The organism is Streptomyces sp. HPF1205, from assembly GCF_020400825.1.
In the GTDB taxonomy this organism is placed as follows: Bacteria; Actinomycetota; Actinomycetes; order Streptomycetales; family Streptomycetaceae; genus Actinacidiphila.
This window is the reverse complement of the sequence record NZ_JAINVH010000007.1, coordinates 17311-41087: the sequence shown is the minus strand read 5'-3', so window position 1 is coordinate 41087 and position 23777 is coordinate 17311. Positions and strand designations below refer to the sequence as shown.

At 72.4% G+C, this 23777-nt stretch carries 19 protein-coding genes, 1 pseudogene and 1 riboswitch; of the genes and pseudogenes, 9 read left to right on the top strand and 11 right to left on the bottom strand.

Translation table 11 applies throughout. The features are described 5' to 3' along the window. Nucleotides 1-17 precede the first annotated feature (17 nt). The 4 genes from K7G61_RS10175 to K7G61_RS10160 all read right to left on the bottom strand — a co-directional run bounded on the left by K7G61_RS10175 (nt 18) and on the right by K7G61_RS10160 (nt 5300). On the bottom strand, nt 18-1091 hold the full coding sequence (locus K7G61_RS10175) for an ABC transporter ATP-binding protein (protein WP_374204110.1): 1074 nt from the start codon (nt 1089-1091) through the stop codon (nt 18-20). A gap of 185 nt (nt 1092-1276) precedes the next feature. Beyond that, on the bottom strand, nt 1277-2287 hold the full coding sequence (locus K7G61_RS10170; protein ID WP_225846398.1) for an ABC transporter permease: 1011 nt from the start codon (nt 2285-2287) through the stop codon (nt 1277-1279). A gap of 108 nt (nt 2288-2395) precedes the next feature. After that, nucleotides 2396-4165, bottom strand: a complete 1770-nt coding sequence (locus K7G61_RS10165; RefSeq protein ID WP_225846397.1) for an ABC transporter substrate-binding protein — start codon at nt 4163-4165, stop codon at nt 2396-2398. A 136-nt stretch (nt 4166-4301) separates the two neighbouring features. Continuing rightward, on the bottom strand, nt 4302-5300 hold the full coding sequence (locus tag K7G61_RS10160; RefSeq protein ID WP_225846396.1) for an ABC transporter permease: 999 nt from the start codon (nt 5298-5300) through the stop codon (nt 4302-4304). A 251-nt stretch (nt 5301-5551) separates the two neighbouring features. On the opposite strand from K7G61_RS10160, the gene K7G61_RS10155 reads away from it, so the two are divergent. Further along, a complete protein-coding gene (locus K7G61_RS10155) occupies nt 5552-7069 on the top strand; it encodes a DUF885 family protein (protein ID WP_225846395.1) in 1518 nt (505 codons plus the stop codon). 33 nt (nt 7070-7102) lie between these two features. On the opposite strand, the gene K7G61_RS10150 is transcribed toward K7G61_RS10155, so the two are convergent. Together K7G61_RS10150 and K7G61_RS10145 are read right to left on the bottom strand one after the other, a co-directional pair. Next, complete coding sequence (locus K7G61_RS10150; RefSeq protein WP_225846394.1) at nt 7103-7873, bottom strand: enhanced serine sensitivity protein SseB C-terminal domain-containing protein; 771 nt, start codon at nt 7871-7873, stop codon at nt 7103-7105. 378 nt (nt 7874-8251) lie between these two features. Further along, a complete protein-coding gene (locus tag K7G61_RS10145) occupies nt 8252-9001 on the bottom strand; it encodes an enhanced serine sensitivity protein SseB (RefSeq protein WP_225846393.1) in 750 nt (249 codons plus the stop codon). Between the two features lie 104 nt (nt 9002-9105). After that, nucleotides 9106-9211, top strand: a riboswitch (glycine riboswitch). A 168-nt stretch (nt 9212-9379) separates the two neighbouring features. On the opposite strand from K7G61_RS10145, the gene gcvT reads away from it, so the two are divergent. The 4 genes from gcvT (at nt 9380) to K7G61_RS10125 (ending at nt 13892) form a co-directional block, all read left to right on the top strand. After that, nucleotides 9380-10495, top strand: coding sequence for a glycine cleavage system aminomethyltransferase GcvT (gene gcvT, locus K7G61_RS10140; protein WP_225846392.1), 1116 nt, complete (start codon nt 9380-9382; stop codon nt 10493-10495). A gap of 88 nt (nt 10496-10583) precedes the next feature. Continuing rightward, complete coding sequence (gcvH, locus tag K7G61_RS10135) at nt 10584-10967, top strand: glycine cleavage system protein GcvH (protein WP_225846391.1); 384 nt, start codon at nt 10584-10586, stop codon at nt 10965-10967. 182 nt (nt 10968-11149) lie between these two features. Further along, on the top strand, nt 11150-12403 hold the full coding sequence (gene glyA, locus K7G61_RS10130) for a serine hydroxymethyltransferase (RefSeq protein WP_225846390.1): 1254 nt from the start codon (nt 11150-11152) through the stop codon (nt 12401-12403). 103 nt (nt 12404-12506) lie between these two features. After that, entirely contained in the window at nt 12507-13892 is a 1386-nt protein-coding gene (locus K7G61_RS10125) for an L-serine ammonia-lyase (protein WP_225846389.1), read from the top strand. Between the two features lie 137 nt (nt 13893-14029). On the opposite strand, the gene K7G61_RS10120 is transcribed toward K7G61_RS10125, so the two are convergent. Together K7G61_RS10120 and K7G61_RS10115 are read right to left on the bottom strand one after the other, a co-directional pair. Continuing rightward, entirely contained in the window at nt 14030-16054 is a 2025-nt protein-coding gene (locus K7G61_RS10120; RefSeq protein WP_225846388.1) for an ATP-binding protein, read from the bottom strand. Next, on the bottom strand, nt 16044-16811 hold the full coding sequence (locus K7G61_RS10115) for a response regulator transcription factor (RefSeq protein WP_225846387.1): 768 nt from the start codon (nt 16809-16811) through the stop codon (nt 16044-16046). Before K7G61_RS10115 ends, K7G61_RS10120 begins: the two co-directional genes overlap by 11 nt. Nucleotides 16812-16935: 124 nt before the next feature. Between K7G61_RS10115 and K7G61_RS10110 the strand changes: the two genes are divergently transcribed. From K7G61_RS10110 to K7G61_RS10095, 4 genes are all read left to right on the top strand, one after another. Continuing rightward, the gene (locus tag K7G61_RS10110; protein WP_225846386.1) at nt 16936-17655 is read left to right on the top strand and encodes a hypothetical protein; all 720 of its coding nucleotides are present in this window, start codon (nt 16936-16938) and stop codon (nt 17653-17655) included. Between the two features lie 238 nt (nt 17656-17893). Beyond that, nucleotides 17894-18955 carry a peptidoglycan-binding domain-containing protein gene (locus tag K7G61_RS10105; protein WP_225846385.1) on the top strand — a complete coding sequence of 354 codons (1062 nt, stop codon included), beginning with the start codon at nt 17894-17896 and terminating at the stop codon, nt 18953-18955. Then, nucleotides 18952-19743, top strand: a complete 792-nt coding sequence (locus tag K7G61_RS10100) for an ABC transporter ATP-binding protein (RefSeq protein ID WP_225846384.1) — start codon at nt 18952-18954, stop codon at nt 19741-19743. Before K7G61_RS10105 ends, K7G61_RS10100 begins: the two co-directional genes overlap by 4 nt. Further along, nucleotides 19740-20990: an ABC transporter permease gene (locus tag K7G61_RS10095; RefSeq protein WP_374204101.1), complete on the top strand. Its 1251-nt coding sequence runs from the start codon at nt 19740-19742 to the stop codon at nt 20988-20990. The genes K7G61_RS10100 and K7G61_RS10095 overlap by 4 nt, the downstream gene beginning before the upstream one ends. 235 nt (nt 20991-21225) lie before the next feature. On the opposite strand, the pseudogene K7G61_RS10090 reads toward K7G61_RS10095, so the two are convergent. From K7G61_RS10090 to K7G61_RS36920, 3 genes and pseudogenes are all read right to left on the bottom strand, one after another. Continuing rightward, nucleotides 21226-21414, bottom strand: a pseudogene (locus tag K7G61_RS10090) (transposase family protein); the annotation flags it as partial. A 25-nt stretch (nt 21415-21439) separates the two neighbouring features. Beyond that, a complete protein-coding gene (locus tag K7G61_RS10085; RefSeq protein WP_225846382.1) occupies nt 21440-22120 on the bottom strand; it encodes a LuxR C-terminal-related transcriptional regulator in 681 nt (226 codons plus the stop codon). Further along, nucleotides 22117-23232 (bottom strand): sensor histidine kinase, encoded by a 1116-nt coding sequence (locus K7G61_RS36920; protein WP_225846381.1) that lies wholly within the window; start codon nt 23230-23232, stop codon nt 22117-22119. Before K7G61_RS36920 ends, K7G61_RS10085 begins: the two co-directional genes overlap by 4 nt. Between the last annotated feature and the right edge of the window lie 545 nt (nt 23233-23777).

Below are 23777 nucleotides of genomic sequence, written 5' to 3'. Positions count from 1 at the left end.
GCCCTTCACAACATCGCTCACAGCTTCGGTTCTATCTCTTCGGTCCAGATCCGGGTCCGCTCGTCAACCGCCAGGTGGCAGGCCGCGAGGTGGCCGTCGGCCACTTCCCGCAGCTCGGGGACGACCGTCTCGGAGGAGCCGCCGTTCAGCGAGGCGTACGGGCAGCGCGGGTGGAAGGCGCAGCCGGACGGCACGTTGATCAGGCTGGGCGGGGAGCCCTTGACCGGGTTCAGCCGCTCGCTGCGCTCCCGGTCCAGTCGGGGCATCGAGCCGAGCAGGCCCCAGGTGTACGGGTGCTGCGGCTCGGTGAACACCTTCTCGGCGGTGCCGCGTTCCACGGCCCGGCCGGCGTACATCACCAGCAGCTCGTCGGCGACCTCGGCGACCACGCCCAGATCGTGCGTGATCATGATGACCGCGGAGCCGAACTCCTTCTGCAGGTCCCGGATCAGGTCCAGGATCTGCGCCTGCACGGTCACGTCGAGCGCGGTGGTCGGCTCGTCCGCGATGAGCAGTTCGGGGTTGTTGACCAGCGCCATGGCGATCATCGCGCGCTGCCGCATACCGCCGGAGAACTGGTGCGGGTAGTCCCGGAACCGCTTGCGCGGCTCGGGGATGCCCACCCGGTCCAGCATCTCCATGGCCCGCTCGGCGGCGACCTTCTTGGGCACCTTGTTGTGCACCCGGTACGCCTCGACGATCTGCGCGCCCACCGTGTAGTAGGGGTGCATCGCCGACAGCGGGTCCTGGAAGATCATGGCCATCTTGCGGCCGCGCAGCCTGCGTACCTCGTCCGGGTCGGCGGCCACCAGGTCCTTGCCGTCCAGCCAGACCTCGCCCGAGATCCGGGCCCGCGCGGTGCGGTGCAGGCCCATGATGCCCAGCGACGTCACGGACTTGCCGGATCCGGACTCGCCCACGATGCCGAGGGTACGGCCGCGTTGCAGGTCGAAGCTGACGCCGTCGACCGACTTGACCAGGCCGTCGTCGGTGTCGAAGTGGATGCGCAGGTTGCGTACGGACAGGTAGGCGTCGCCGGCGGGGGCGGCCGGGGCGACCGCGACCGGCTCACTTACGGCGGCGGCCGCCACCGGGCCGGGCTTGCTCAGGTCGGTCCGCGCGGGGCCGTCCTGTGCCTGCTCGTCCTGTACCTGCTCGTCCTGTACCTGCGCGTCCTGCGGCGGACCGGCCTGCGCCCGCTCGTCGCTCGCCTGCTCGTCGTTCACCGAATCGGCCTTCGTCCGCTCGTCCTTGGTCACGTCGCCGCCGTCGGTGCTCACGAGAACCTCACCCGGGGGTCGATGGCGGCGTACAGCAGGTCCACCAAGAGGTTGCAGACGACGATGAAGGTGGCGGCCACCATGGTGACGCCCATCACGATCGGCAGGTCGTTGCCGGTGATGCCCTCGACCGCGTACTCGCCGACGCCCTTGAAGGAGAAGACGCTCTCGGTGAGGATCGCGCCGCCGATGAGCAGGCCGAAGTCCATGCCGAAGATCGTGACGATCGGGGAGAGCGCGGCCCGCAGGCCGTGCTTGCCGACCACGACCCGCTCGGGCAGGCCCTTGGCCCGCGCGGTGCGGATGTAGTCCTCGCCCATCGTCTCCAGCATGCCGGCCCGGGTGAGCCTGGCGTACAGCGCGGAGTACAGGAAGGCGAGGCTGACCCAGGGCAGGATCAGGTTCCACGCCCACTGGCCGGGATTGGAGGTGAACGCCACGTACTGGACGTTCTGCCAGATCGCCCACTTGTAGGAGAACAGGCCCAGCAGCACCAGGCCGGTGAAGAAGATCGGCAGCGACACGCCGGCCAGCGCGATGCCCATGGACAGCCGGTCGATGATCGTGCCGCGCTTCAGCGCGGAGACGACGCCGATGGCCACGCCGGACACCACCCAGATCACGGCCGCGCCGATGGCCAGCGAGAAGGTGATCGGGATGCGCTGCTTGATCTGCGGCCACACCTCCACGTGGTTCTTGAAGGAGTAGCCGAAGCAGGGCCGGTGGCAGTACGCCGCGTCGGGCCCGAACTTGTAGTGGGCACCCGCGACGATGCCCTTGATGAAGTGCCAGTACTGCTCGTAGAGCGGCAGGTCGAAGCCCAGGTTCTTCTTGACCGCGGCGATGGACTCCGGGTTGGCGTCCTTGCCGACGTACTGGGTGGCGAGTTGCGTGGTGGTCTGCCCGCCCAGCTTCGGCACCCAGAAGAAGATCAAGAAGGTGACCGCGCTGACGACCAGCACCAGGAAAATCGCGGCGATCACGCGTCGAATGATGTACGCAGTCACAGCGGGTCGGCGCCGGGGCCGCCGGTCCGGTTCTCAGCCGAACCGGCGGGCCCCGATGCCTTCACCTGCCTTCCGGTGTTCGTGTTCCTTCGGTGCTGCCAGGGCCGATTACTTGGAGGAGCCCAGCAGCAGGTAGTCGTACATGCCCAGGTACGCCTGGGTGACGGTGACGTTGGTCGCCGAGTCCGGGCGGTAGAGCAGGTTCTTGCGGTAGATCAGCGGCACGACGGTCGCGGTGTCCACGACCATCTTGTCGATGTCGCCCCACGCCTTGGTACGGGCCGCGGCGTCGGTGTTGGAGATCGCGTCGGCCAGCGCCTTGTTGATGGCCGGGTCGTTCAGCTCCTGGAGGTTGTTGCCGCCGGACGGCTTGATGGCGCTGCCGTCGACGATCTGGTCCAGGAAGCCGTAGCCGGTCGGCCAGTCGGCGCCCCACGCGGTGAGCATCAGGCCGAGCTGGTGGTCGTGCACGTAGCTCGGGACACCGGCGAAGTTCGAGAAGTACTTGCCGGCCGGGAAGCTCTTGATGTTGGCGGTGATGCCGATCTGCTTCAGCGAGTTCTGGATCGCGGTCGCCTCGGCCATCTCGGCCGGGCGGTCGCTGCGCGCGGTCAGGTTGGTGGAGAACCCGCCCGGCTTGCCGCACGAGGTCAGCAGCTGCTTGGCCTTGGCCGCGTCGCCCTTGTTGTCCGGGGTCGCGAACTCGTCGAACTTGCTGTAGCCGTTGACGGTCGGGGGCAGCAGCGTGGTGGCCACGTCACCCTTGACCGGGCCGCCGATGGCGGTCTGGACCGAGACCTTGTCGATCGCGTACTCGATCGCCTTGCGGCAGTCGGGGTTGTCGAACGGCTTCACGTGCGGGTTGATCGCCAGGTACGAGGTGGCGCCCGCGTAGGAGTCGTCGGTGTTCTTGGCGTACTTCGGGCTGATCACCTTGGCCTGGGTGTTCGACTGCACACCGGTGCCGCCGGAGTCCACCGTGGTGTTGCCCGCGATCAGGTTGTTGTCGATCGTGTTCGCGTCGATCTTGAACTTGATCTTGATCTCGTTCGGCAGCGCCTTGCGGACCGGGTCGGTCGCCTGCTGCCACTGCGGGTTGCGGACCAGGTCCGCGCCCACGCCGTCCTGGTACGAGGCGAACTTGTACGGGCCGGAGGACACGATGTGCTGCACGTAGCCGGCGCCGGTGTCCTTCGCCTGCGGCACGGGGGCCGTCTGGGAGAAGGTCGCCAGGTAGTCGAAGTCGGCGAACGGCTTCGACAGGTGGAAGACGATCGTGGTGTCGTCCGGGGTCTCGATGGACGCCAGCCCGTTCGGGCTCTTGTCCTTGTAGGGACCCTTGTAGGAGCTGTCGTTGGCCAGGTACGCCTTGAAGTACGTCGGGCCGTTGGACAGGGCCTCGGGCGCGAAGTTGCTGCGCTCGATCGCGTACTTGATGTCCTTGGTGGTGATCGGCGTGCCGTCGTCGTACTTCAGGCCGGCCCGGATGTGGTACGTCCAGGTCTTGGCGTCCGCGCTGGCCTGGCCGAGACCGGTCGCCAGGTCGGGCACGACGGTCAGGCCGTCCTTGCCGGCGGCCGGCTTGAAGGTCAGCAGCGTACGCGCGTAGAGCCGGGAGAAGTTCTGCACCCAGCCGTAGTACGTGTTGCCCGGGTCCAGGGAGTCCGGGACGTCGGAGTTCTCCATGGTCACCGTGCCCCCCTTCGCGGAGGAGGGGTTCACGATGCTGGTGAGGGCGGCGTCCTTCGCGGCGGACGAACCCTGCGTACCACCGGACTTCTTGCCGTCGTCACTCTTGGAGCTGCTGTTGCACGCGGATGCTCCCAGGGCCAGTGCCGTGGCAAGCGCCAGCGCCGCTGTCGCTTTTCTGCTGTTCATGCCGAGGAAAGCCTCCCAGATCGGTGATGTTCGCCGGCCGGGGTTGCGATGGCGCCCCGGCCATGTCGTTGGTTGCGGTGGTACGCGGTGTCCGCGGCGGTGCACGGCGCTGGTACCGGTGTCTCGTGGTCCGTGGTCACTTGCTGCGCGGGTCCAGCGCGTCCCGCAGCCCGTCCCCGAGGAGGTTGAAGGCCAGCACGGTGATGAAGATCGCCACACCCGGCACGATCATGAACTCGGGGTCGGCGTAGAACAGGTCGACCGCCGAGTTGAGCATGCCGCCCCAGGACGCCTGCGGCGGCGCGATGCCCACGCCGAGGAAGCTCAGCGCTGCCTCGAAGAGGATGTTGGTCGGGATCAGCAGGGTCGAGTAGACCAGGATCGGCGCGACCAGGTTGGGCATCAGTTCGCGGAACAGGATGTACGGCCCGCGGGCGCCCAGGCTGCGGGCGGCCTCCACGAACTCCCGTTCCCGCAGGCTCAGCGTCTGCCCGCGGACGATCCGGCCCATGTAGGGCCAGCTGAAGAAGCCGATCACGAAGATCAGCACACCGATGCGCAGTGGCAGCCCGCTCAGGCCGAACGCGCCGTCCTGCAGCGAGGCCGAGATCGAGATGGCGAACAGCAGCAGCGGGAACGCCAGGAACATGTCCATCGCCCGGCTGATCAGGCTGTCCACCCAGCCGCCGTAGTACCCGGCGATCACGCCGAGGACCGCGCCCAGCACCACCGACAGCAGGGTGGAGCCGGTGGCGACCAGCAGCGACACCCACGAGCCCTCGATGATGCGGGCCAGCAGGTCGCGGCCGTACTGGGGGTCGACGCCCAGCAGGTGGTGCAGGCTCATGCCGCCCATGCCGCCCTTGGGGACGGTGGTGGACGGGTCGATCAGGTTCTGGTGGAACTCGTTCGGGTCCAGACCGAAGATGCTCTCGATCGGTTTGGCGAGGATCGCCAGCAGGATCAGCAGGACGACCACCACGCCACCGGCGACGGCAACCTTGTCACGCTTGAAACGCGTCCAGGCGATCCGCCCGAGGGAGCGCCCCTCGATGGCGCCGCCTCCCGCCCCTTCGAGGATGGCTTCGGGCTGTGCCTCTGCCTGCCCAGGGGTGGTCTCTATCGGTGCGGTCATGGTGAAGCTGACCCCTCTCGCCGGCGGGTTACCGGCGCGCGCCCGCCGCTGTAGCGGCTTCAGTCATAAGTCGTGCAATGTGCCCGGCCGCTCCGCGACGCAAACGCGGTTGTACGGCACACGGCCTCTGACGCTGGATTCTTGTGTGCCTTGGCGATCACCCGCCAGACCTCACGGCGAAGGGATGCGCAACTGTGATGTGCCGATTCTTCGTCCGTTACCCGTGCGTACCGTGGGGGTACGGTCTGGTGGTGACCGATCGGCTGCGCGCGGTATGCGACCTGATGATGCCCGTCTCCCGGGAGATGGCCGGCCTGCACGAGTACGACGGCCGCCTGCAGGACCTCTCGCCCGACGGCGTGCACGGCGCGCTGACGGCGATGGCGGCGGCGAGCCGCTCCGGGCCGCTGCCCGACGCGCACGACGAGGCCCACCTGGCGGTCTTCGAGGAGAGCCTGCGGATCCAGTACGGGGTGCTGGAGTTGCACCGGCGCGACCCGTACCCGCACCTGTCCAACCTCGAACTCGCCTGCTACGACCGGGAGTACGCGCGCCGCAAGGAGCGCGGGAAGGCCCGCGCGCGGCACTTGGCCGGCTGGCCGGACGCCGTCCGTGGGTCGATCGCGTCGCTGGACCTGGTGAGCGCGCCGGTCGCCCAGGCGCTGCTGGGGGCGGCCCGTGGCCTCGCCGCCGGCCTCGACCCGGCGGCCGGTCCGGAAGAGGCCGCCGCCGTGAAGGCGCACGCGCGGCTCGTGGCGCACCTGGAGGCGGCCGCGCGGCACGGCGACCCGGACCCGCGGCTCGGCGGCGAGGCGCTGGCCGCACTCATGGGCAGCGCCGAGGGGCTGCGGGTGGACCTGGGCGATCTCGCCGAGGCCGCGGACCGCGAGCGGGCCCGCCTGACCGGCCTGCTCACCGAGTCCTGCCGGGCGCTGGACCCGCACCGGCCGGTCGACGAGCTGATCCCGGCCCTGATGGCCGACCACCCCGACGCCGAGCACGTCATCCCCGAGGCCGCCCGGCTCACCGACGAGGTCATCGACTTCACCCGCGCGCACGGCCTGGTGCCCTTCCTCGACGGCGAGTGCCTGGTCGGGCCCGCCCCGCCCTCGCGCCGGTGGGCGATGGCCATGATGACGTGGGCGGCCCCCGGCGAGCCGGAGACGCCGTCCTGGTACCACGTCACCCCTCCCGAGCCCGACTGGCCGGCGGACGAACGCGAGGAGTGGCTGAGCGTCTTCTCCCGCACCAGCCTGCCCGCGATCACCGTCCACGAGGTCGCCCCCGGCCACTTCGCGCACGGCCGCGCCCTGCGCCGCGTACGGAGCGAGGTGCGCCGCACCCTGCACAGCCTCGCCTTCACCGAGGGCTGGGCGCACTACGTCGAGGAGGTGTGCCTGGAGGAGGGCTTCCGCCCGCGCGACCCGCGCTTCGCCATCGGCGTCGCCCTGGAGGCCCTGGTCCGGGTCACCCGCCTCACCGTCGCGATCGGCCTGCACACCGGCGGGCTGACCCTCGACGAGGCGACCCGCCTGTTCGTCCGTGACGCCCACCTCGCCCCCGCCGCCGCGGCGTCGGAGGCGCGCCGCGGCACCTTCGACGCCGGGTACGGCCGCTACACCTGGGGCAAGCTGGAGATCATGCGGCTGCGCGAGAAGGCCCGCAAGAAATGGGGGCACGGTTTCTCACTGGCCCGCTTCCACGGCGAGCTGCTGAAACTGGGCAGCCCCCCGCTGGGCCTGATGGCGACGGCGGTCAGCGGCACATAGCGTTGCCGGCCCGGGGGCGTCCCGGTGGAACCCTCAGTAGCCCCTCGGGGCCCGCCAGCCCGGTCCCGTACCGTAGTCGCGGTCGAAGAAGGGCGGGGCGTAGGCGCGCAGCCACATCGCGACCGGGTCGTACGGGTCGGACATGGCCACCGTGGAGACGGCGACCCCGGCCGGTACGCCGGCCACCGCCTGCCGCATCATCAGCCGCACCGAGTCCACCGCCTGCGGCGAACCGTCGTAGACCTCGACCCCGATGGCCAGGTAGGGCTCGCCGAGGGCGGGCCGCACCCACGCCCGGCGCAGCGCGCGCACCGCGGGCGTACGGTGGGCCGCCTGGTCCAGCAGCGCGTAGAACTGCGGTATCTGCAGGGTCGGTTCGGTGATCTGCAGGGGGCCGGCCGGCAGCAGGTCGAGGCCGACGGCGATGCGCCGCAGGTCCAGCCAGGGGATGCCGACACCGCCTCCCGCGGCGTGCGGGTTCAGCCACAGCCCGCACCGGTCGGGGTAGAGGGTGAGCGCGATGTCCCGCCCGGAGACGATCTCGTGGTCCCGGGTCCAGCCGCTGGCGGCCAGTTCGCGCGGGGAGGTGAAGCAGGGCGCGTACGGGTGCCCGCCGACGTGCATGCTGCCGTACTGCGCGTCGGGCGACCCCGCGGACCCCTGCCACAGCAGCATCCACACCTGGTCGCCGGCCAGCGACGCGAGCAGGTTCTCGTATGCGTCGAAGCGGCCGGGTGCCACCTGGAGCAGCACCTGCTCCACATGGCCGGCCGCCGCCGCGCCGCCTTGCGCGCCCGCGATCACGTGGGACCGCCCCTTCCCCTGTCGGTTCTTCTCCTGGTCCGGCCGGTCGCCGGGCCCGTTCCGCCGTCGCCCGCCCGGCGTGGCGCACGCGGGTGCGCGCCACGCCATCAAATCAGGTCGAGTGTTCCCGGTGGAATGCTGATCGACTCAAGCGGTCCGGTCTATAAGCGGCCTATACGGCGCATATATGCCGGTCACCGGGCCGGCGACGGCCCCACCGCGCCCGGTGACCGGCGTCGTCGGCCGTGAAGCCGCCGGTCGCGAGGCCGCCGGGTCGCCGGGCCGTCCGTAACGAAGCCGTCCGTCGCGAAGCCGCCCGTAACGAAGCCCCCGTAGCGCGGTCACCTGTCGCGAAGCCGCCCGTCGCGGGTCGAGTCGTCAGTCGCGGGTGAAGAAGGGCCGCACGGCCTCCAGCATCCAGTCGCCCACCGGGTCCTGCGCCACGTCGAGCAGGATCAGGTGGACCGGCCAGGGCGGCGCGGCGGCGCCGAGCGCGCGGCCGAGGGCGTCGAGGGCGGCGGTGCGGTCCTCCTCCTGCCAGCGGTCGAGCTCCACACCGACGAACAGGGCCGGCGGCTCGTCCTCGACCACGGCCACCGCGCGCCGCGCGCTGAGCACCACCGGGGTCACCGCGAACTCGCCGGCCGCCGCCGCCAGGAAATCGACCGGCTCCTCCTCGTGTCCGGGCTCCCACAGCCGCACCCGGGCCCCCGACGGCATGTCGCGGCCGCGGTCGGGCCGGCACAGTTCGGCCACGGCGGCCGGCGGCAGCGGGATCCCGACCGCCCCGCCCGGGTTGACGGCGATGCCGACCATCGGCGGCAGCCCGCGGGCGAACTCGTGCACGGGCGCGACCGTGCACGACATGCCGTCGGCCGCCTGCCGGAACTGCTGCTCGGAGCTGAACACCGGCACGTAGGGCGCCCCGCCCAGTTCCACGGTGGGCAGGTCGAGGTCCCTCGCGTCCGGGCCGCCGCCGTTGGGCAGCGGTACCCACACCCGGGACCGGCGCAGGACCTCCAGCAGCCTGGGCGTGGCCCCGGGGTTGCCCAGGCTGGCGCCGAGCACCTCTTCCAGCTCGTTGGCCGGCCATATGTACGGCGCCGTGTACGGCGCCGGATTCTCCATGTCCACCCTTGTCCGCCCTTGTGCCGTGGCCTGCCGCCACACCCTAGCGGCCGCGGGCCGCCGGGCATGCAATGATGGGCGCCACAACTTGCATACCGGCCGTTGGAGGCCGCGCGGGAGAGTCCCGTACCCGTCCGCGCAGGGCGGGCCGGGCGCCGAAGGAGCAAGTCCTCCCTTGAATCTCTCAGGCACAGATACCGCGCGGGCGAGGCAGATCTGAAAAGCGGAGGGGCCGCAGGGCTCCTCCCACCCAAGGTGCAAGCCGTGGTCCCGGGTCCGGGGTTCACGGTGAACCTCTCAGGTTCCGATGACAGATGGGGAGGCCGCAGTGGCCTCGTACCCGTACTCGCCCTCGTAACCCCTGGGAGCACCCGACCGATGAGCGAATCCCGCCGTACCGCGCTCGACGCGCTGCACCGCGCGCTGGGCGCGACGATGACCGACTTCGCGGGCTGGCAGATGCCGCTGCGGTACACCAGCGAGCGCGAGGAGCACCAGGCCGTACGCACCCGGGCCGGGCTGTTCGACCTCTCGCACATGGGCGAGATCACCGTGACCGGGCCGCAGGCCGGCGAGGCGCTCGACCACGCCCTGGTCGGCCACCTGTCGGCGCTGGCAGTGGGCCGCGCCCGCTACACGATGATCTGCGCGCCCGACGGCGGCATCCTGGACGACCTGATCGTCTACCGGCTGGCCGAGCGGGAGTACATGATCGTCGCCAACGCGGCCAACGCCCAGGTGGTGCTGGACGCGGTCACCGAGCGGGCGGCCGGCTTCGAGGCGTCCGTACGCGACGACCGGGACGCGTACGCGCTGCTCGCCGTGCAGGGTCCGCAGGCCCCGGCGATCCTGGCCTCGCTCACCGACGCCGACCTGGACGGCCTGAAGTACTACGCGGGCCTGCCCGGCACGGTGGCCGGGGTGTCCGCGCTGATCGCCCGCACCGGCTACACGGGAGAGGACGGCTTCGAGCTGTTCGTGGCGCCGGGCGACGCCGTGCGGCTGTGGGAGGCGCTCACCGCGGCCGGTGCGGGAGCGGGCCTGGTGCCGTGCGGCCTGTCCTGCCGGGACACGCTGCGCCTGGAGGCGGGCATGCCGCTGTACGGGCACGAGCTGACGGCCGGGGTCACGCCGTTCGACGCGGGCCTGGGCCGGGTGGTGAAGTTCGACAAGCCCGGGGACTTCGTGGGACGCGAGGCCCTCGCGGTGGCCGCCGAGAAGGCCGCGGCGACGCCGCCGCGCACGCTGGTCGGGCTCGTCGCCGAGGGCCGCCGGGTGCCGCGGGCCGGCTATCCGGTGACGGACGCCTCGGGCGCGGTGATCGGCGAGGTCACCTCCGGCGCCCCGTCCCCCACCCTCGGGGTGCCGATCGCCATGGCCTACGTGGACGCGGCCCACGCAGGCCCCGGCTCGCCGGGTGTCGCGGTGGACATCCGGGGCAGCCGGGAGCCGCACACGGTGGTCGCGCTGCCGTTCTACAAGCGGACTCGCTGAGCGTCCGGTCCCGCCTTCCTGCAGGCTTTACGTCCGTACGGCCGCGGCCCTTGCGCCCGTACCCCTACACATCCGGGAGAATTCGGTCATGAGCATCAATCCTGAGCAGCTGCGCTACAGCAAGGAGCACGAGTGGCTGTCGGCCCCCGAGGACGGGGTGGCCACCGTGGGCATCACCTCGCACGCCGCCGACGCGCTGGGCGACGTCGTGTTCGTGCAGCTCCCCGAGGCCGGCTCGACGGTGACCGCCGGCGAGCCCTGCGGTGAGCTGGAGTCCACCAAGTCCGTCAGCGAGCTGTACTCGCCGGTGTCCGGCGAGGTGACGGAGGTCAACCAGGACGTGTCCGACGACCCGTCGCTGGTCAACACCGCGCCCTTCGAGGGCGGCTGGCTGTTCAAGGTGCGGGTCGCCGACGGCGAGGGGGCCGAGCTGCTGTCCTCCGCCGAGTACGACGCCTTCATCGCGGACTGACGGGCGGGGCCCGGCCGCGCCCCCGCCGGTTCCGTAACCGCCCCACCGGCCCCACCGGCCTCGCCGGCCGCGCCCGTCCCGCCCGCTCGGCCGGCCCCGCCCGCCTCGCCGGCCCGGAACGGCCAGGGGCGCGCCGCCCTCGTGGCGCGCCCCGCCTTCCGGCCCTCTACCAGGAAGAAGCCATGTCGCTGCTGAACCAGTCCCTGCACGAGTTCGACCCGGACGTCGCCGCCGCGGTCGACGCCGAGCTGCACCGCCAGCAGTCCACCCTGGAGATGATCGCCTCGGAGAACTTCGCTCCGGTGGCGGTCCTCCAGGCGCAGGGCTCGGTGCTGACCAACAAGTACGCCGAGGGATACCCCGGACGCCGCTATTACGGCGGCTGCGAGCACGTCGACGTGATCGAGCAGCTCGCGATCGACCGGGTCAAGGAGCTGTTCGGGGCCGAGGCCGCCAACGTCCAGCCGCACTCGGGCGCGCAGGCCAACGCGGCCGCGATGTTCGCGCTGCTGTCGCCCGGCGACACCATCCTCGGCCTGGACCTGGCGCACGGCGGGCACCTCACCCACGGCATGAAGATCAACTTCTCCGGCAAGCTCTACGACGTGGTCGCCTACCACGTGGACGAGCACACCGGCCTGGTCGACATGGCCGAGGTGGAGAAGCTGGCCCAGCGGCACCGGCCCCGGCTCATCGTCGCGGGCTGGTCGGCCTACCCCCGGCAGCTCGACTTCGCCGAGTTCCGGCGCATCGCCGACGAGGTGGGCGCCTACCTGATGGTCGACATGGCGCACTTCGCGGGCCTGGTCGCGGCCGGGCTGCACCCCTCCCCCGTCCCGTACGCGGACGTGGTGACCACCACCACCCACAAGACCCTCGGCGGCCCGCGCGGCGGCGTGATCCTCTCCCGCGCCGACCTGGCCAAGAAGATCAACTCGGCGGTCTTCCCCGGTCAGCAGGGCGGCCCGCTGGAGCACGTGATCGCCGCCAAGGCGGTGGCGTTCAAGGCGGCGGCGACCGACGAGTTCCGCGACCGGCAGTCCCGCACGCTGGAGGGCGCCAGGATCCTGGCCGAGCGGCTGTCGCGGCCCGACATGGCCGAGGCCGGCGTAGCCGTCCTGTCCGGCGGCACCGACGTCCACCTGGTCCTGGTCGACCTGCGCGAGTCCGCCCTCGACGGCCGCCAGGCCGAGGACCGGCTCCACGAGGTCGGCATCACCGTCAACCGCAACGCCATCCCCAACGACCCCCGCCCGCCGATGGTCACCTCGGGGCTGCGCATCGGCACGCCCGCGCTGGCCACCCGGGGCTTCGGCGCGGACGACTTCCGCGAGGTCGCGGACATCATCGCGGCCGCCCTGGCCCCGGAACACGACGCGGTGGCGCTGCGGGCCAGGGTCACCGCGCTGACCGCGAAGTACCCGCTGTACACGTAAGGCGCGGCCCCGGAAGGGCGCGGCCCGTCCCCCGGCCCGGTGCCGGGGGACCCGCGCCCCCGGGCGACCGCACCTCCACCCCCGACCACCCCCGGAGCACCCCGTGGCCATTTCCGTGTTCGACCTGTTCTCCATCGGAATAGGCCCGTCCAGTTCGCACACCGTGGGGCCGATGCGCGCCGCCGGCATCTTCGCGCACCGCCTGAAGAACGAGGCCCTGCTCGCGCACACCGCCGCGGTGCGCGCGGAGCTGTTCGGTTCGCTGGGCGCGACCGGCCATGGGCACGGCACCCCGAAGGCGGTGCTGCTCGGCCTGTCCGGCCACTCGCCGCGCACGGTGGACGTGGAGGGGGCCGACGAGGAGGTCGCCCGGGTCACCGCGGCGAAACGGCTGAACGTGCTGGGCGCGCACGAGATCGCGTTCGACCCGGCGGAGCACATCGTGCTGCACCGGCGCCGGGCGCTGCCGTACCACGCGAACGGGATGACGCTGGCCGCGTACGACGCCGACGGCGGGACGCTGCTGGAGAAGACGTACTACTCGGTGGGCGGCGGCTTCGTGGTGGACGAGGACGCGGTCGGCCAGGACCGGATCAAGCTGGACGACACGGTGCTGCGGCACCCGTTCCGCACCGGCGACGAACTGCTGCGGCTGTCGGCGGACACGGGGCTGTCGATCTCCGCGCTGATGCTGGAGAACGAGAAGGCGTGGCGCTCGGAGGCCGAGGTGCGGGCCGGCCTGCTGGAGATCTGGCAGGTCATGCAGGCGTGCGTGCGGCGCGGCATGACCCGTGAGGGCATCCTCCCGGGCGGGTTGAAGGTCCGCCGCCGCGCGGCGCAGTCCGCGCGCCAGCTGCGCGCCGCCGGCGACCCGGCGGCGCACGCCATGGAATGGGTCACGCTCTACGCCATGGCGGTCAACGAGGAGAACGCGGCCGGCGGCCGGGTGGTGACCGCCCCGACCAACGGCGCGGCCGGCATCATCCCCGCCGTCCTGCACTACTACGTCAACTTCGTCGCCGACGGCGGCGGTTCGCAGGCCGAGCAGGAGGACGCGATCGTCCGCTTCCTGCTGGCCGCGGGCGCCATCGGCATGCTCTTCAAGGAGAACGCCTCGATCTCCGGCGCCGAGGTCGGCTGCCAGGGCGAGGTCGGCTCCGCCTGCTCGATGGCCGCCGCGGGCCTGGCCGAAGTCCTCGGCGGCACCCCGGAACAGGTCGAGAACGCCGCCGAGATCGGCATGGAGCACAACCTCGGCCTCACCTGCGACCCGGTCGGCGGCCTCGTCCAGATCCCCTGCATCGAACGCAATGGCATGGCCGCGGTCAAGGCCGTCACCGCCGCCCGCATGGCGATGCGCGGCGACGGCCGCCACCACGTCTCCCTGGACAAGGTCATCAAGACCATGAAGGAAACCGGGGCCGACATGAAGGTCAAGTACAAGGAGACCGCCCGCGGCGGGCTCGCGGTGAACGTGATCGAGTGCTGAGGTTGTAGCGCCTGAATTCCCTGGCTCCTGGAGCACGGCGGGGGCTGCGGCTCGGGCTTGCACCGGGAACTCGCGCGGCGCCCGCCGCCCCCTGGAACTCCCCGGCCCGGCGTGATCACGCACCGGACACTCACCGACTACGTCGAAACCCTGGGCGCGGGGAGGGTCAGGGTGAAGACCGAGCCCCGGCCGGGAGTGCTGGCGGCGGTGACGGTGCCGCCGTGGGCTTCGGCGAGTTTGCGGACGATGGACAGGCCGAGCCCGCTGCCGCCGGTGCGGCGGGTGCGGGACTTGTCGGCGCGCCAGAAGCGGTCGAAGACACGCGGCAGGTCGGCCGGCGCGATGCCGGTGCCGGTGTCGGCCACCTCGATCACCGCCCGGTCGGGGCCGGAGAGCGCCGCGCGCACGGTGACCATGCCGCCGGGCGGGGTGTGGCGGACGGCGTTCGAGACCAGGTTGCCGACGGCCTGCCGCAGACGGACCGGGTCGGCGGTCAGCGGTAGGTGATCCGGTGCTTCGGTGCGCAGGGTGACGCCGGCTGCCTCGGCGGCGCCGCGGTGAGCGGTCGAGACCTGGGCGACGAGCTCGGCCAGGTCCAGCGGCTCGGGGTGCAGGCGCAGTCCGCCCGCGTCGGCCGCCGACAGGTCCCGCAGGTCGTCGATGACGTGCTGCAGCAGTACCGCCTCGTCGAGCAGGGACGCCACCAGGTCGCGGTCGGGGACCACCAGTCCGTCCTGCGCGGCCTCGAGCCAGCCGCGGATGTTGCTCAGTGGGTTCCGCAGCTCGTGGGCCACGTCCCCGACCATCGCCTTCCGCAACGCCTCGGACTCCTGGCGGCGTTCGGCCATCGTGTTGAAGGCGACGCCGACCCGGCCCATCTCGTCGCCGGCGGTCACCTTCACCCGCGCGCCCAGGTCGCCGTCCGTCATCCGCCGGGCCGCGCCCGCCAGCGCCCGCAACGGGCGGACCATGCGGGTTCCGGCCAGTGCGGTGACCGCCAGCGTGACCAGCAGGACCAGCCCGGTCACCTCGGCGACCCGGGCCCGGTTGGCGGGGGAGAGATCGAGGAAGGTGGCCGCGGGCTGGCGCGGGCTGCTGACGAACAGCAGTGCGGGCGGGGCGACATAGGGCGTGAGCTGCTGCCGGCGGGCGGCGTCCACGCAGGAGGCGGCGGCCGCGTCACCGGTGGCGGTGCGCCGGCCGGTCGGCGTCCAGCTGAAATCCAGTCCGATCCGGACCGGCCCGGCGCCCTCGCGGTGCAGGCAGGTGTCGGCGAGGTCGTCGAGCCGCCGCAGGGCACGGGTCTCGGTGGGGGTGGGCCTGGAGAGCGCGCTGGTGTTGCAGTCGGTGGGCAGGTACAGGCCGGTCAGTGCGGTGCGGATGTACGGCCGTCCGCTCGGGGTGCTCACCACCTGCGCGTCCAGGTGCAGCCGGTCGCGCAGGCAGGCGGCGATGCGCAGTGCGCCGATGCGCAGGTCCGCGCGTTCGGCGGACGGCAGCAGGAACGGCCCGACCGCTCGGGCGTCGATGGTGCCGGTACCGGACGGCGGCGGCACCGCCGTGGCCTGCCGGGGCTGCTCCGCGGTGTGCGCCACGGGAGCCGGCGTAGGCAGGCACCGGGTGCGCCGCGGGCACGGCACCGCGGCCGGCAGCCCTGTGGGCGCGGGCCTGGCCTGGCTCTGGGTGCGGGCGATCAGGGCGGTGTCCACCGCCAGGGGGTCGACTGTCGCGGACGCCTGTGCGGGAAGCGCGGCGCCCTTGTCCCTCCCGGAGTCCGCGGCGTCCGCCGGAGTTCCGCCGTCGGCCGGGCCCGCCGGATTCACCGCGGAGTTCCGGGATCCGGGTGCCGCGTTTCCCGCCGAGTCCAGCAGGACCCGGCGGTGGGTGTCCGTGAGGGTGATCCGCAGCCCGGTGTCCTTGGCCAGCGCCCGCACGGTCCCGGCGGCACCCTGCCAGTCGTGGTGGGTGGCGGCCCAGCCGAGCAGCACGTCGTACGCCTTCGCGTCGTCGGTGAGTGCCTGCCCCTGCTCCTGCCGGATCCCGACGGCCGTGATGTGGACGGTCAGCCAGGCGGTCGCGGCGATCGAGCCGGCCGCCACGAGCGTGGCGAGCACCATCAGCTTGACGGGCAGGCTGCGGCGCAGCGGGACGTCACGCGCCATCGAGGGCGTCCTTGCCCGGCGTGGCGGGCGCGTCCGCGCCGGGCGTGCGGTCCGGACCCGGCACCAGCTTGTAGCCCACGCCGTAGACCGTCAGGAGCCGTACCGGACGCTCGGGGGCGGGCTCGATCTTGCGGCGCAGGTTCATCACGTGTACGTCGACCGTGCGCGAGGTGAAATAGCGGTCGAAGCCGTGCAGGTGCTGGATGATCTGGGCCCGGCTGAAGACCCGGCCCGGCTCGGCGGCGAGCAGCGCCAGCAGGGCGAATTCGCCCGGGGTGCAGGCGACGGGGCGGCCGTCGCAGCTGACCTCGTGGCGCACCGGGTCGACGGCGACCGGGCCGACGCGCAGCACCGGGTCGGTGGCCGGGGCGGGTGAGGCCGTCGAGGCCGCGCGGCGCAGCAGCGTACGGACCCGGGCCATCAGTTCGCGGGGACTGTACGGCTTGGTCATGTAGTCGTCCGCGCCCAGGTCGAGGCCCAGCAGCAGATCGTCCTCGGCGGAACGGGCGGTGAGCATCAGCACCGGCAGACCGGCCAGCGCGGGATCGGCGCGCAGCGCCCTGCACACGTCCAGGCCGTCGACCCTCGGCATCATGACGTCCAGCACCATCAGGTCGGGCCGGCAGGCCCGGGCCTCGTCGAGCGCGGCCCGGCCGTCGTGCACGACGGCCACCCGGTGACCTTCGTTCGCCAGGTAACGGCGTATCAGTTCCGCCTGCTTGGGGTCGTCCTCGGCGACCACCACGTGTGCGCACATGGCGTCGAGTCTAGGAACGGGTTCCGGTCGCCGGCCCGCCCGTGGGCGTCGGCGGCCCGGAGACCACCGGAGGACTACGGCTTCCTGACAATCTCCTGACATCCGCGCCTTAGCGTCCCCGGGCATGTCACCGAACCCTGCCCCGCGCCGATCCCCTGCCCTGCGCCCGGCCGTTGCTCCACACCCAGCCGTTGCCCCGCGCCCGCGCCGCCTGCTGTTCCCCGCGTCCGCCGCGGCGGTGTGCCTGCTCGCACTGGCCGGGTGCGCGGGCGGCGGCCGTACGGATCCCGGCGTCGCCTCGCTCCCGGCCTCCTCGGCGGCCACCAATCCCGCGGCCGGTGCGACTCCTGGCACCTCCGCCACCTCCACGGGCGCGGGCAACGGAGCGAGCTCCGGCACCGGCAGCGACTCCTCGGCGCGACCGCAGGAGCGCCTTGACGACACGCCTGCCGAACGCGAGGCGATGATTCACGCGTGGGACGAGTGCCTGGTCGCGCATGGCGCCCACTGGAACACCGGCCGCGCCGAGGCGGTGGGCGGCGCGCCCAAGACGGTCGCCGATCCCGTCCCCAAGCAGGCGAGCGCGGCCTGCGTGAACAAGCTCCCGCAGGAACCGCCGGAGCTGAACCCGGCGCTCAACCCGCACTACCGGGACGACATGCTCGCCGAGATCTCCTGCATGCGCGCCCACGGCGTCAAGGTCCATCTCGTGCCGGACACCAGCGTGGACCCGGGCGGCCTCGGCTGGACCTACGACAGCAGCACCACCCAAGTCCCGGCGGACGAGGGCAAGATCGAGGAGCAGTGCCAGCGGCAGGCCTTCGGCGGCGGGACGGGGAAGTAGCGCCGTGACCGAGTCCGTACCCCCCCGCGACCCGCGCCCCGCGCCGTCCGGCGCCGATCCCGCAGGTGAACCCGCGCCGTCCGGCGCCGATTCCGCACCTGAGCCCGCACCGTCCGGCGTTCCCCTGCCGACGGAGCCGGCGGCCGGGCGCGCGGAGCCCGTCCAGCCGGGGGCCACCGGTCACGTCCGCCCCCGGCGGTCCCGGGCCCGGCCAGCCTCGCTGGCCGCCCTCCTTCTCGTGGCCGGCGGCCTCGCCACGGGCGCCGTCGCCCTGCACACCCACGCCCGCAAGCCCCCGAAACCCCCGTCGAGCGCCGCAAGGGTGCACGTCGCGACCGTGACGAGAACCGACCTGTCCGACAGCCGGAGCCTGCCCGGCACCCTCGGTTTCGGCCCGCGGACGCCGGTGACCGGCCACGGTACCGGTGTGGTCACGGCGCTGGCGGCGGCCGGGTCCACGGTGACCCGCGGCCACGCGCTCTACCGCGCCGACGACCAGCCGGTGGTCGTCCTCTACGGCAGCACTCCCCTCTTCCGTACGCTCAAGGCGCCGTCCGGCAAGCAGGCGCCGCTGCGGGGCCGCGACGTCACCGTCGTCGCCGACAATCTGCGGGCGCTGGGGTACGACATCGGTTACCGTCCGCCGGACACCGACGGCCGCGGCGCCACGTACACGGCGGAACTGGCCGCTGCCGTCAAACGCTGGCAGCAGCACATCGGGATGACCGCGACCGGCACGCTGGGCGTCGGGCAGGCCGTCGTGCTGCCCGGACCGGTACGGATCGGTCAGGTCCAGGCGCACCTGGGCGACCCGGTGCAGGAGACGCTGATGTCGGTCACCACGACCGGCCGCCGGATCACCGTGCCCGTCGAGGCCGGCGACGAGAGCGGCATCAGGATCGGGGCCGCGGTGACGATCACGCTGCCGGACGAGCGGTTGGTGCCCGGCACCGTGACGGCGGTCAGTACCACGGTCCAGGCCGGTGCCAACGACGCCGGTTCGGGCCAGCAGGATCCGAACTCACCGCCCACCGTGGACGTCACGGTCGCGCCAGTGCACCCGAAGGACCTCGCGGCGCTGGACGCGGCCCCGGTCACCGTCCGGTTCACCACCACGACCCGGCACGGCGTGCTGGCCGTCCCCGTTACCGCGCTGGTGGCGCTGAAGGAGGGCGGGTACGCGTTGCAGCGCACCGACGGCACACTGATCGCCGTCACCACCGGGCTGTTCGCGGCCGGCCGGGTCGAGGTGAGCGGGCCGGGCGTGACCGCGGGCCTGCGGGTGGAGACCGCGTCATGACGGGCCAGGCCGCCGGCACCGGGCCGGTGCCCTACTCCGGCAGGGGCCCCGCGGCCGGCCGGGACGTCCTGCGCCTGCGCGACGCCAGCAAGGTCCACCCGGGCGGAGTGACCGCCCTCGACCGTGTCTCCCTCACCGTCACCGCGGGTGAACTGCTCGCGGTCGTCGGCCCGTCGGGCTCGGGCAAGTCGACCCTGCTGCACCTGATGGGCACGCTCGACCTGCCGACCGAGGGCACCGTGGAGGTCGCCGGCCAGGACGTCGCGACCCTGCCCGACCGGCGGTTGTCGGTGCTGCGGGCGCGCTGGCTCGGCTTCGTGTTCCAGCAGTTCCACCTCACCGACGGGCTGAGCGCGACCGAGAACGTGGCCACCGGGCTGCTGTACGCCGGGGTCCCGCGCCGCCGGCGCCGCCCGCTGGCCGAGGAGGCGCTGGCCCGCGTCGGCATGGCGCACCGCCTCCGCCACCTTCCGCACCAGCTCTCCGGCGGCGAACGCCAGCGCGTGGCCATCGCCCGCGCCCTGGTCAACTCCCCGGCCCTGGTCCTGGCCGACGAGCCCACCGGCGCCCTGGACAGCGCCAACGGCCGGGCCGTCCTCGACCTGCTCACCCGCCTCAACGCGGAGGGCACCACCATCGCCGTCATCACCCACGACCGGGAGATCGCCGCGCTGCTGCCGCGCCGGGTCGAGCTGCGGGACGGCCGGATCGTGGCCGACACCCGTTCCGGCGCGGGCCGGGTGCCGCACCCGGTGCGGGACGGCCTGACGAAGGAGGCCGCCGGATGAGCCGGACGATGAGCCGGACGATGAGCCGGACAAGGACCACGGGCACCACCGCTCCCGGGCCGGTGCGGTTGTCCCCCGGGGACGTCCTGCTGCTGGGACTCGTCGGACTGCGGGTGCGCAGGCTGCGGGCGGCCCTGTCGGCGCTGGGAATCTCCATCGGCATCGCCACGATGATCGTCGTCACCGGGATCCCCGCCTCCAGCCAGAAGGGACTGCTGGAGCAGCTGACGGCGCTGGGCACCAACCTGCTCCAGGCCCAGCCGCAGCCGAATCAGACGCCGCCGGTGCTGCTGCCGCCGGACGCGGACGCGATGGCCCGGCGCATCGGGCCGGTGACCGAGGTGAGCGCCGTCGCCAACACCCACCGCGACGTACGGCGCAGCGACCGGTCCGACCCCAGCGACAGCGTGGGCATCAGCGTGCTCGCCGCCCGGGAGGACCTGCTGCCGGCCGTCGGCGGCCGGGTGCACACCGGCAGGTTCCTCTCACCGGCCACGGACGGGTTCCCGACAGTGGTGCTCGGCTACCAGGCAGCCTCATGGCTGGGCTTCCGGCAGCTCCCGGCGAACGGGCCGCTGCCGCAGGTCATCATCGACAAACGGCTGTTCACCGTCATCGGCATTCTCGACCCCATGCCGCTCACCCCGCAGCTGGAGCAGTCGGTCATGGTCGGCTGGTCCGCCGCGGCGCACTACCTCGCCTTCGACGGGCACCCCACGGTGGTGTACGTCAAGGCCCGCGAGGACGCGCTGGAAGACGTCCGAGCGGTGCTGCCCGCCACGCTCTACCCGCAACTGCCCGGGCTGGTGGAGGTCAGCCGGCCCTCGGACGCGCTCGCCGCCAAACGCGCCACCCAGCACACCTTCTCGTCCCTCTTCCTGGGCCTGGCCGGGGTGGCGTTGCTGGTCGGCGGCATCGGCGTGGCCAACACCATGATCATCTCCGTACTGGAGCGCCGGCGGGAGATCGGCCTGCGCCGGGCCCTGGGCGCCAACCGCGGCCAGATCAGAGGCCAGTTCCTCACCGAGGCCGTGATCCTCTCCGCGGCCGGCGGCGCGGTGGGCGCGACCGCCGGGGCCCTCGCGGTCCTCGGCTACGCCACGTTCCAGGGCTGGCCGCCGGTCGTCCCGCTCCCGTCCGTGGCCGGCGGGCTCGGCGCCGCGCTGCTCATCGGTATGGCGGCCGGGGTGTACCCGTCCGTCCGGGCGGCCCGGCTGCCCCCGACCGAGGCGCTGGCCGCGGCCTGACGCAGGTCCGGTGCAGTCCGGGCGCGTCTCCGGCGGGGACACGGGCCGTACGGTCGGCAGGGGGATCGGACCCCCTGCCGGCCCGCCCCAGGCACTCGCCGGGGGCCCCGCGCCCAGGGTGGCGTCGTTCATTGAGCGGTGTGCATCGCGAAGTTGTTGGTCACGGGTCCGGTGTGCGTGGGGTTCGGGATACTCGGGCTGGTCGCGGGCGGGTGCCTGTCGTGAAGATCATCGGTCAGCGGGCGACTTCGCGGTTCGTGAGGACCAGCAGGGCCCTGACCAGGGCGGTCGCCCCATTCGGGTCGGTGCGGAGCTTGCCGAGGACGCGCCAGTTCTTGAGGTGGGCGAAGCCGTGCTCGACCGGGGCGCGGACGGCAGCCAGCGCCGTGTTCGACAATTTCTGGCCGGTGGTCAGGGGCCGGTTGACGGGCGCGCACACGTCTGCCTGTCTACCGGGGATCGAGGAGGTCCCCAGGGCCGAGACCCAGCTCTCGCTCCAGGTCGGCGGGGGAGTGGTCGCGCAGGAAATCGGCGAACTTCGCGGTCACCACGGCCATGTGCTCCTCGGCTGTCTTCTTGCTGATGAACAGCCGATCGGCGATGCTGCGGAACGTCTCCCCACGGGCCCTGGCCGACAGAATCTCCCGCTGCCGCGTTGTCAGGCTGGGCAGAGTGCCCCGGCGCTCCGCCAACTCCGCCAGCCCCACCAGGGCCTGCGTGACGACCACGCGGCCGGCCGCCACCTCCGCCACTGCCTCGGCCAGGGCCACCAGTGGCTCCGCCTTGTGGATCACGCCCCGAGCACCTGCTGCCATACAGCCGACCAGCACCTCGCGGCGGCGCTCGTTGGTGTAGATCAACACCCGGTACCCGGCTCGCGCAACGGCTTCGACGGCGACCGCTCCTTGGCGTACGCCGGTGCGGCCGGTACCGGTCAGCACCAGATCGAGCAGGACGACGTCCGTCTCCGGCTGCGCGGCCAGTAGTTCTTCCACACTGCTGACCGTCATGTGCACGTGCAGTTCTGGAATGAGGCGGGGCAGTCCCTCCCGGATCACCGTGTCGTCATCGACGACGACAACACGGATCCCCTCCCTTCCGGGAACGCCTCGTCCCTGAGGGGCGCTCACTGGCCCTCCAACCTTCCGCGCAGCAGCACGACGGTCCCCGCGCCGACTGCGGACCGGATCTGTGATTCCACTCCGACCTCGGCCAGCGCACGGCTCACCTGTACCCGTAGCCCGAAGCCGAGCGGTCGACGGGACTGGTCGAATCCGTGTCCGTCGTCGCGGACGCTGACCTCCCAGCAGCCCAGTCCCGGCGGGGCGTCGGCGTGGACGACGACATGGCTGGCCGCGGCGTAGGTGCGCACGTTGTGCAGCACCGTCGCCAGCGCCTCCTGCAGCGCGTCGGCGACCGCCGGAGGAATCATCACGTCGGTCGCGAGGTCCACCGCGTAATCAATCGGCAGATCGCTGAAGCTTTCCCCCGCACGCCTCACCAAGGCAGCCAAGGTTCCCGGCGCTCCGGCCGTCGCACCATCCGGCTGAGCCAGGAAGCTCCGCACCCGGAGCGCCCCGGCGGCGGCCTGACGGCGCAGCGCCTCCACCAACGCGGGCTCAAGACCCGGTTCGGACAGCAGGCGCAGGATCGTGCCATGATCGTGCAGCAGCAGCCGGTGCCGGTCCCGCTCGGCCTGTCTGGCCGCGATCGCGGCATGCTCGCGTGAGAGGTCCGCGTCACGGGCCAGGCGGCGGACGAACGTGGCCGACGACCGGGCCGCCACAGCGAACACGGCGTAGCTGACCAGGTTGCTGGCCGCGATCGAGGCGTGCGCGTGCGACAACACTACGCTGGGAAATGCGTAAGCCGTGGCGACCCCGCACGTCGCGACTGCGGTCTGCCACCGGGCCGGGAAACCGATGGCCGCGCCGAACACCGCGTTCACGCTGAGCGCCCCGCCCCATGCCGTCCATGTCCCGGCCCAGTCCTCGGGATGCAGATACCAGGGCTCACACAGCAGGACCGCCATCGCCACACCCACGTCGAGCCACGCCCACCACCCTGCCGGATATCGCCGCCGACGCACCGCCACCGTGCACAGCGCCACCGTCTCCACCAGCGCGACGCCCATCAACGCCGCGTCGAGGCCCGAGTCGGACGCCCGGGCCAGCCCGTGCGGGGCCGCGGGCAGGATGTCCAGCAGCGTGCCGATCCGCAGCGACACGAACGCGATCACCACGGCCAACTCCGCGCCGGCCGCGGTCGTCGACAGAGTCCCCTCGCCCCACCACGGCCACCACGGCCACAGTCCTCTGCGCCCGGGCCCGTCGTGCGTGGTCGGCGAGGGTGCGGTAGGCGGTGGCGAGGACACGTGCACATCTTGCCCCAGGCCCGGGCCGATCGGACCCCGGACGAATCCGGGTTCAGCCAGGCACCAGTGGCTCCGACACTGGCGGCACGGCAGTTCGGGACGACGATCGGCGGCGCCGATGGTCGGGGGTGGGGGAAACCATGATCAGCGTGCGGTGGTGGCTGAGGCGGGCAGCGGTGGTACTCGTCGGCGTGGTGCTCGGGTGGGACGGTGGCGTGTGACGGCGGCGCTTCCGGCAAGGCGGTGACGCCGGCTGCGGGTGCCGACACGTCCATGGCGGCGGCCACGGGCGCGAAGTCGTCCTCCGGCTCCGGACCGAAGGCGGAGAAACACGCAGCCGTGCGATCTCATGACCCTGGGCATGGCCGGCCAAATTCTCCGGAAGACGGTGCCTGCCCCGACATGCGTGGCCC

Coding starts and splice junctions, on each gene's coding strand:
- K7G61_RS10145 (WP_225846393.1), bottom strand. CDS start 9,001: ATGGAGAATCCGGCGCCGTACACGGCGCCGTACATATGGCCGGCCAAC.
- gcvH (WP_225846391.1), top strand. CDS start 10,584: ATGAGCATCAATCCTGAGCAGCTGCGCTACAGCAAGGAGCACGAGTGG.
- K7G61_RS10165 (WP_225846397.1), bottom strand. CDS start 4,165: ATGAACAGCAGAAAAGCGACAGCGGCGCTGGCGCTTGCCACGGCACTG.
- K7G61_RS10100 (WP_225846384.1), top strand. CDS start 18,952: ATGACGGGCCAGGCCGCCGGCACCGGGCCGGTGCCCTACTCCGGCAGG.
- K7G61_RS10095 (WP_374204101.1), top strand. CDS start 19,740: ATGAGCCGGACGATGAGCCGGACGATGAGCCGGACAAGGACCACGGGC.
- K7G61_RS10115 (WP_225846387.1), bottom strand. CDS start 16,811: ATGTGCGCACACGTGGTGGTCGCCGAGGACGACCCCAAGCAGGCGGAA.
- gcvT (WP_225846392.1), top strand. CDS start 9,380: ATGAGCGAATCCCGCCGTACCGCGCTCGACGCGCTGCACCGCGCGCTG.
- K7G61_RS10110 (WP_225846386.1), top strand. CDS start 16,936: ATGTCACCGAACCCTGCCCCGCGCCGATCCCCTGCCCTGCGCCCGGCC.
- K7G61_RS10160 (WP_225846396.1), bottom strand. CDS start 5,300: ATGACCGCACCGATAGAGACCACCCCTGGGCAGGCAGAGGCACAGCCC.
- glyA (WP_225846390.1), top strand. CDS start 11,150: ATGTCGCTGCTGAACCAGTCCCTGCACGAGTTCGACCCGGACGTCGCC.
- K7G61_RS10120 (WP_225846388.1), bottom strand. CDS start 16,054: ATGGCGCGTGACGTCCCGCTGCGCCGCAGCCTGCCCGTCAAGCTGATG.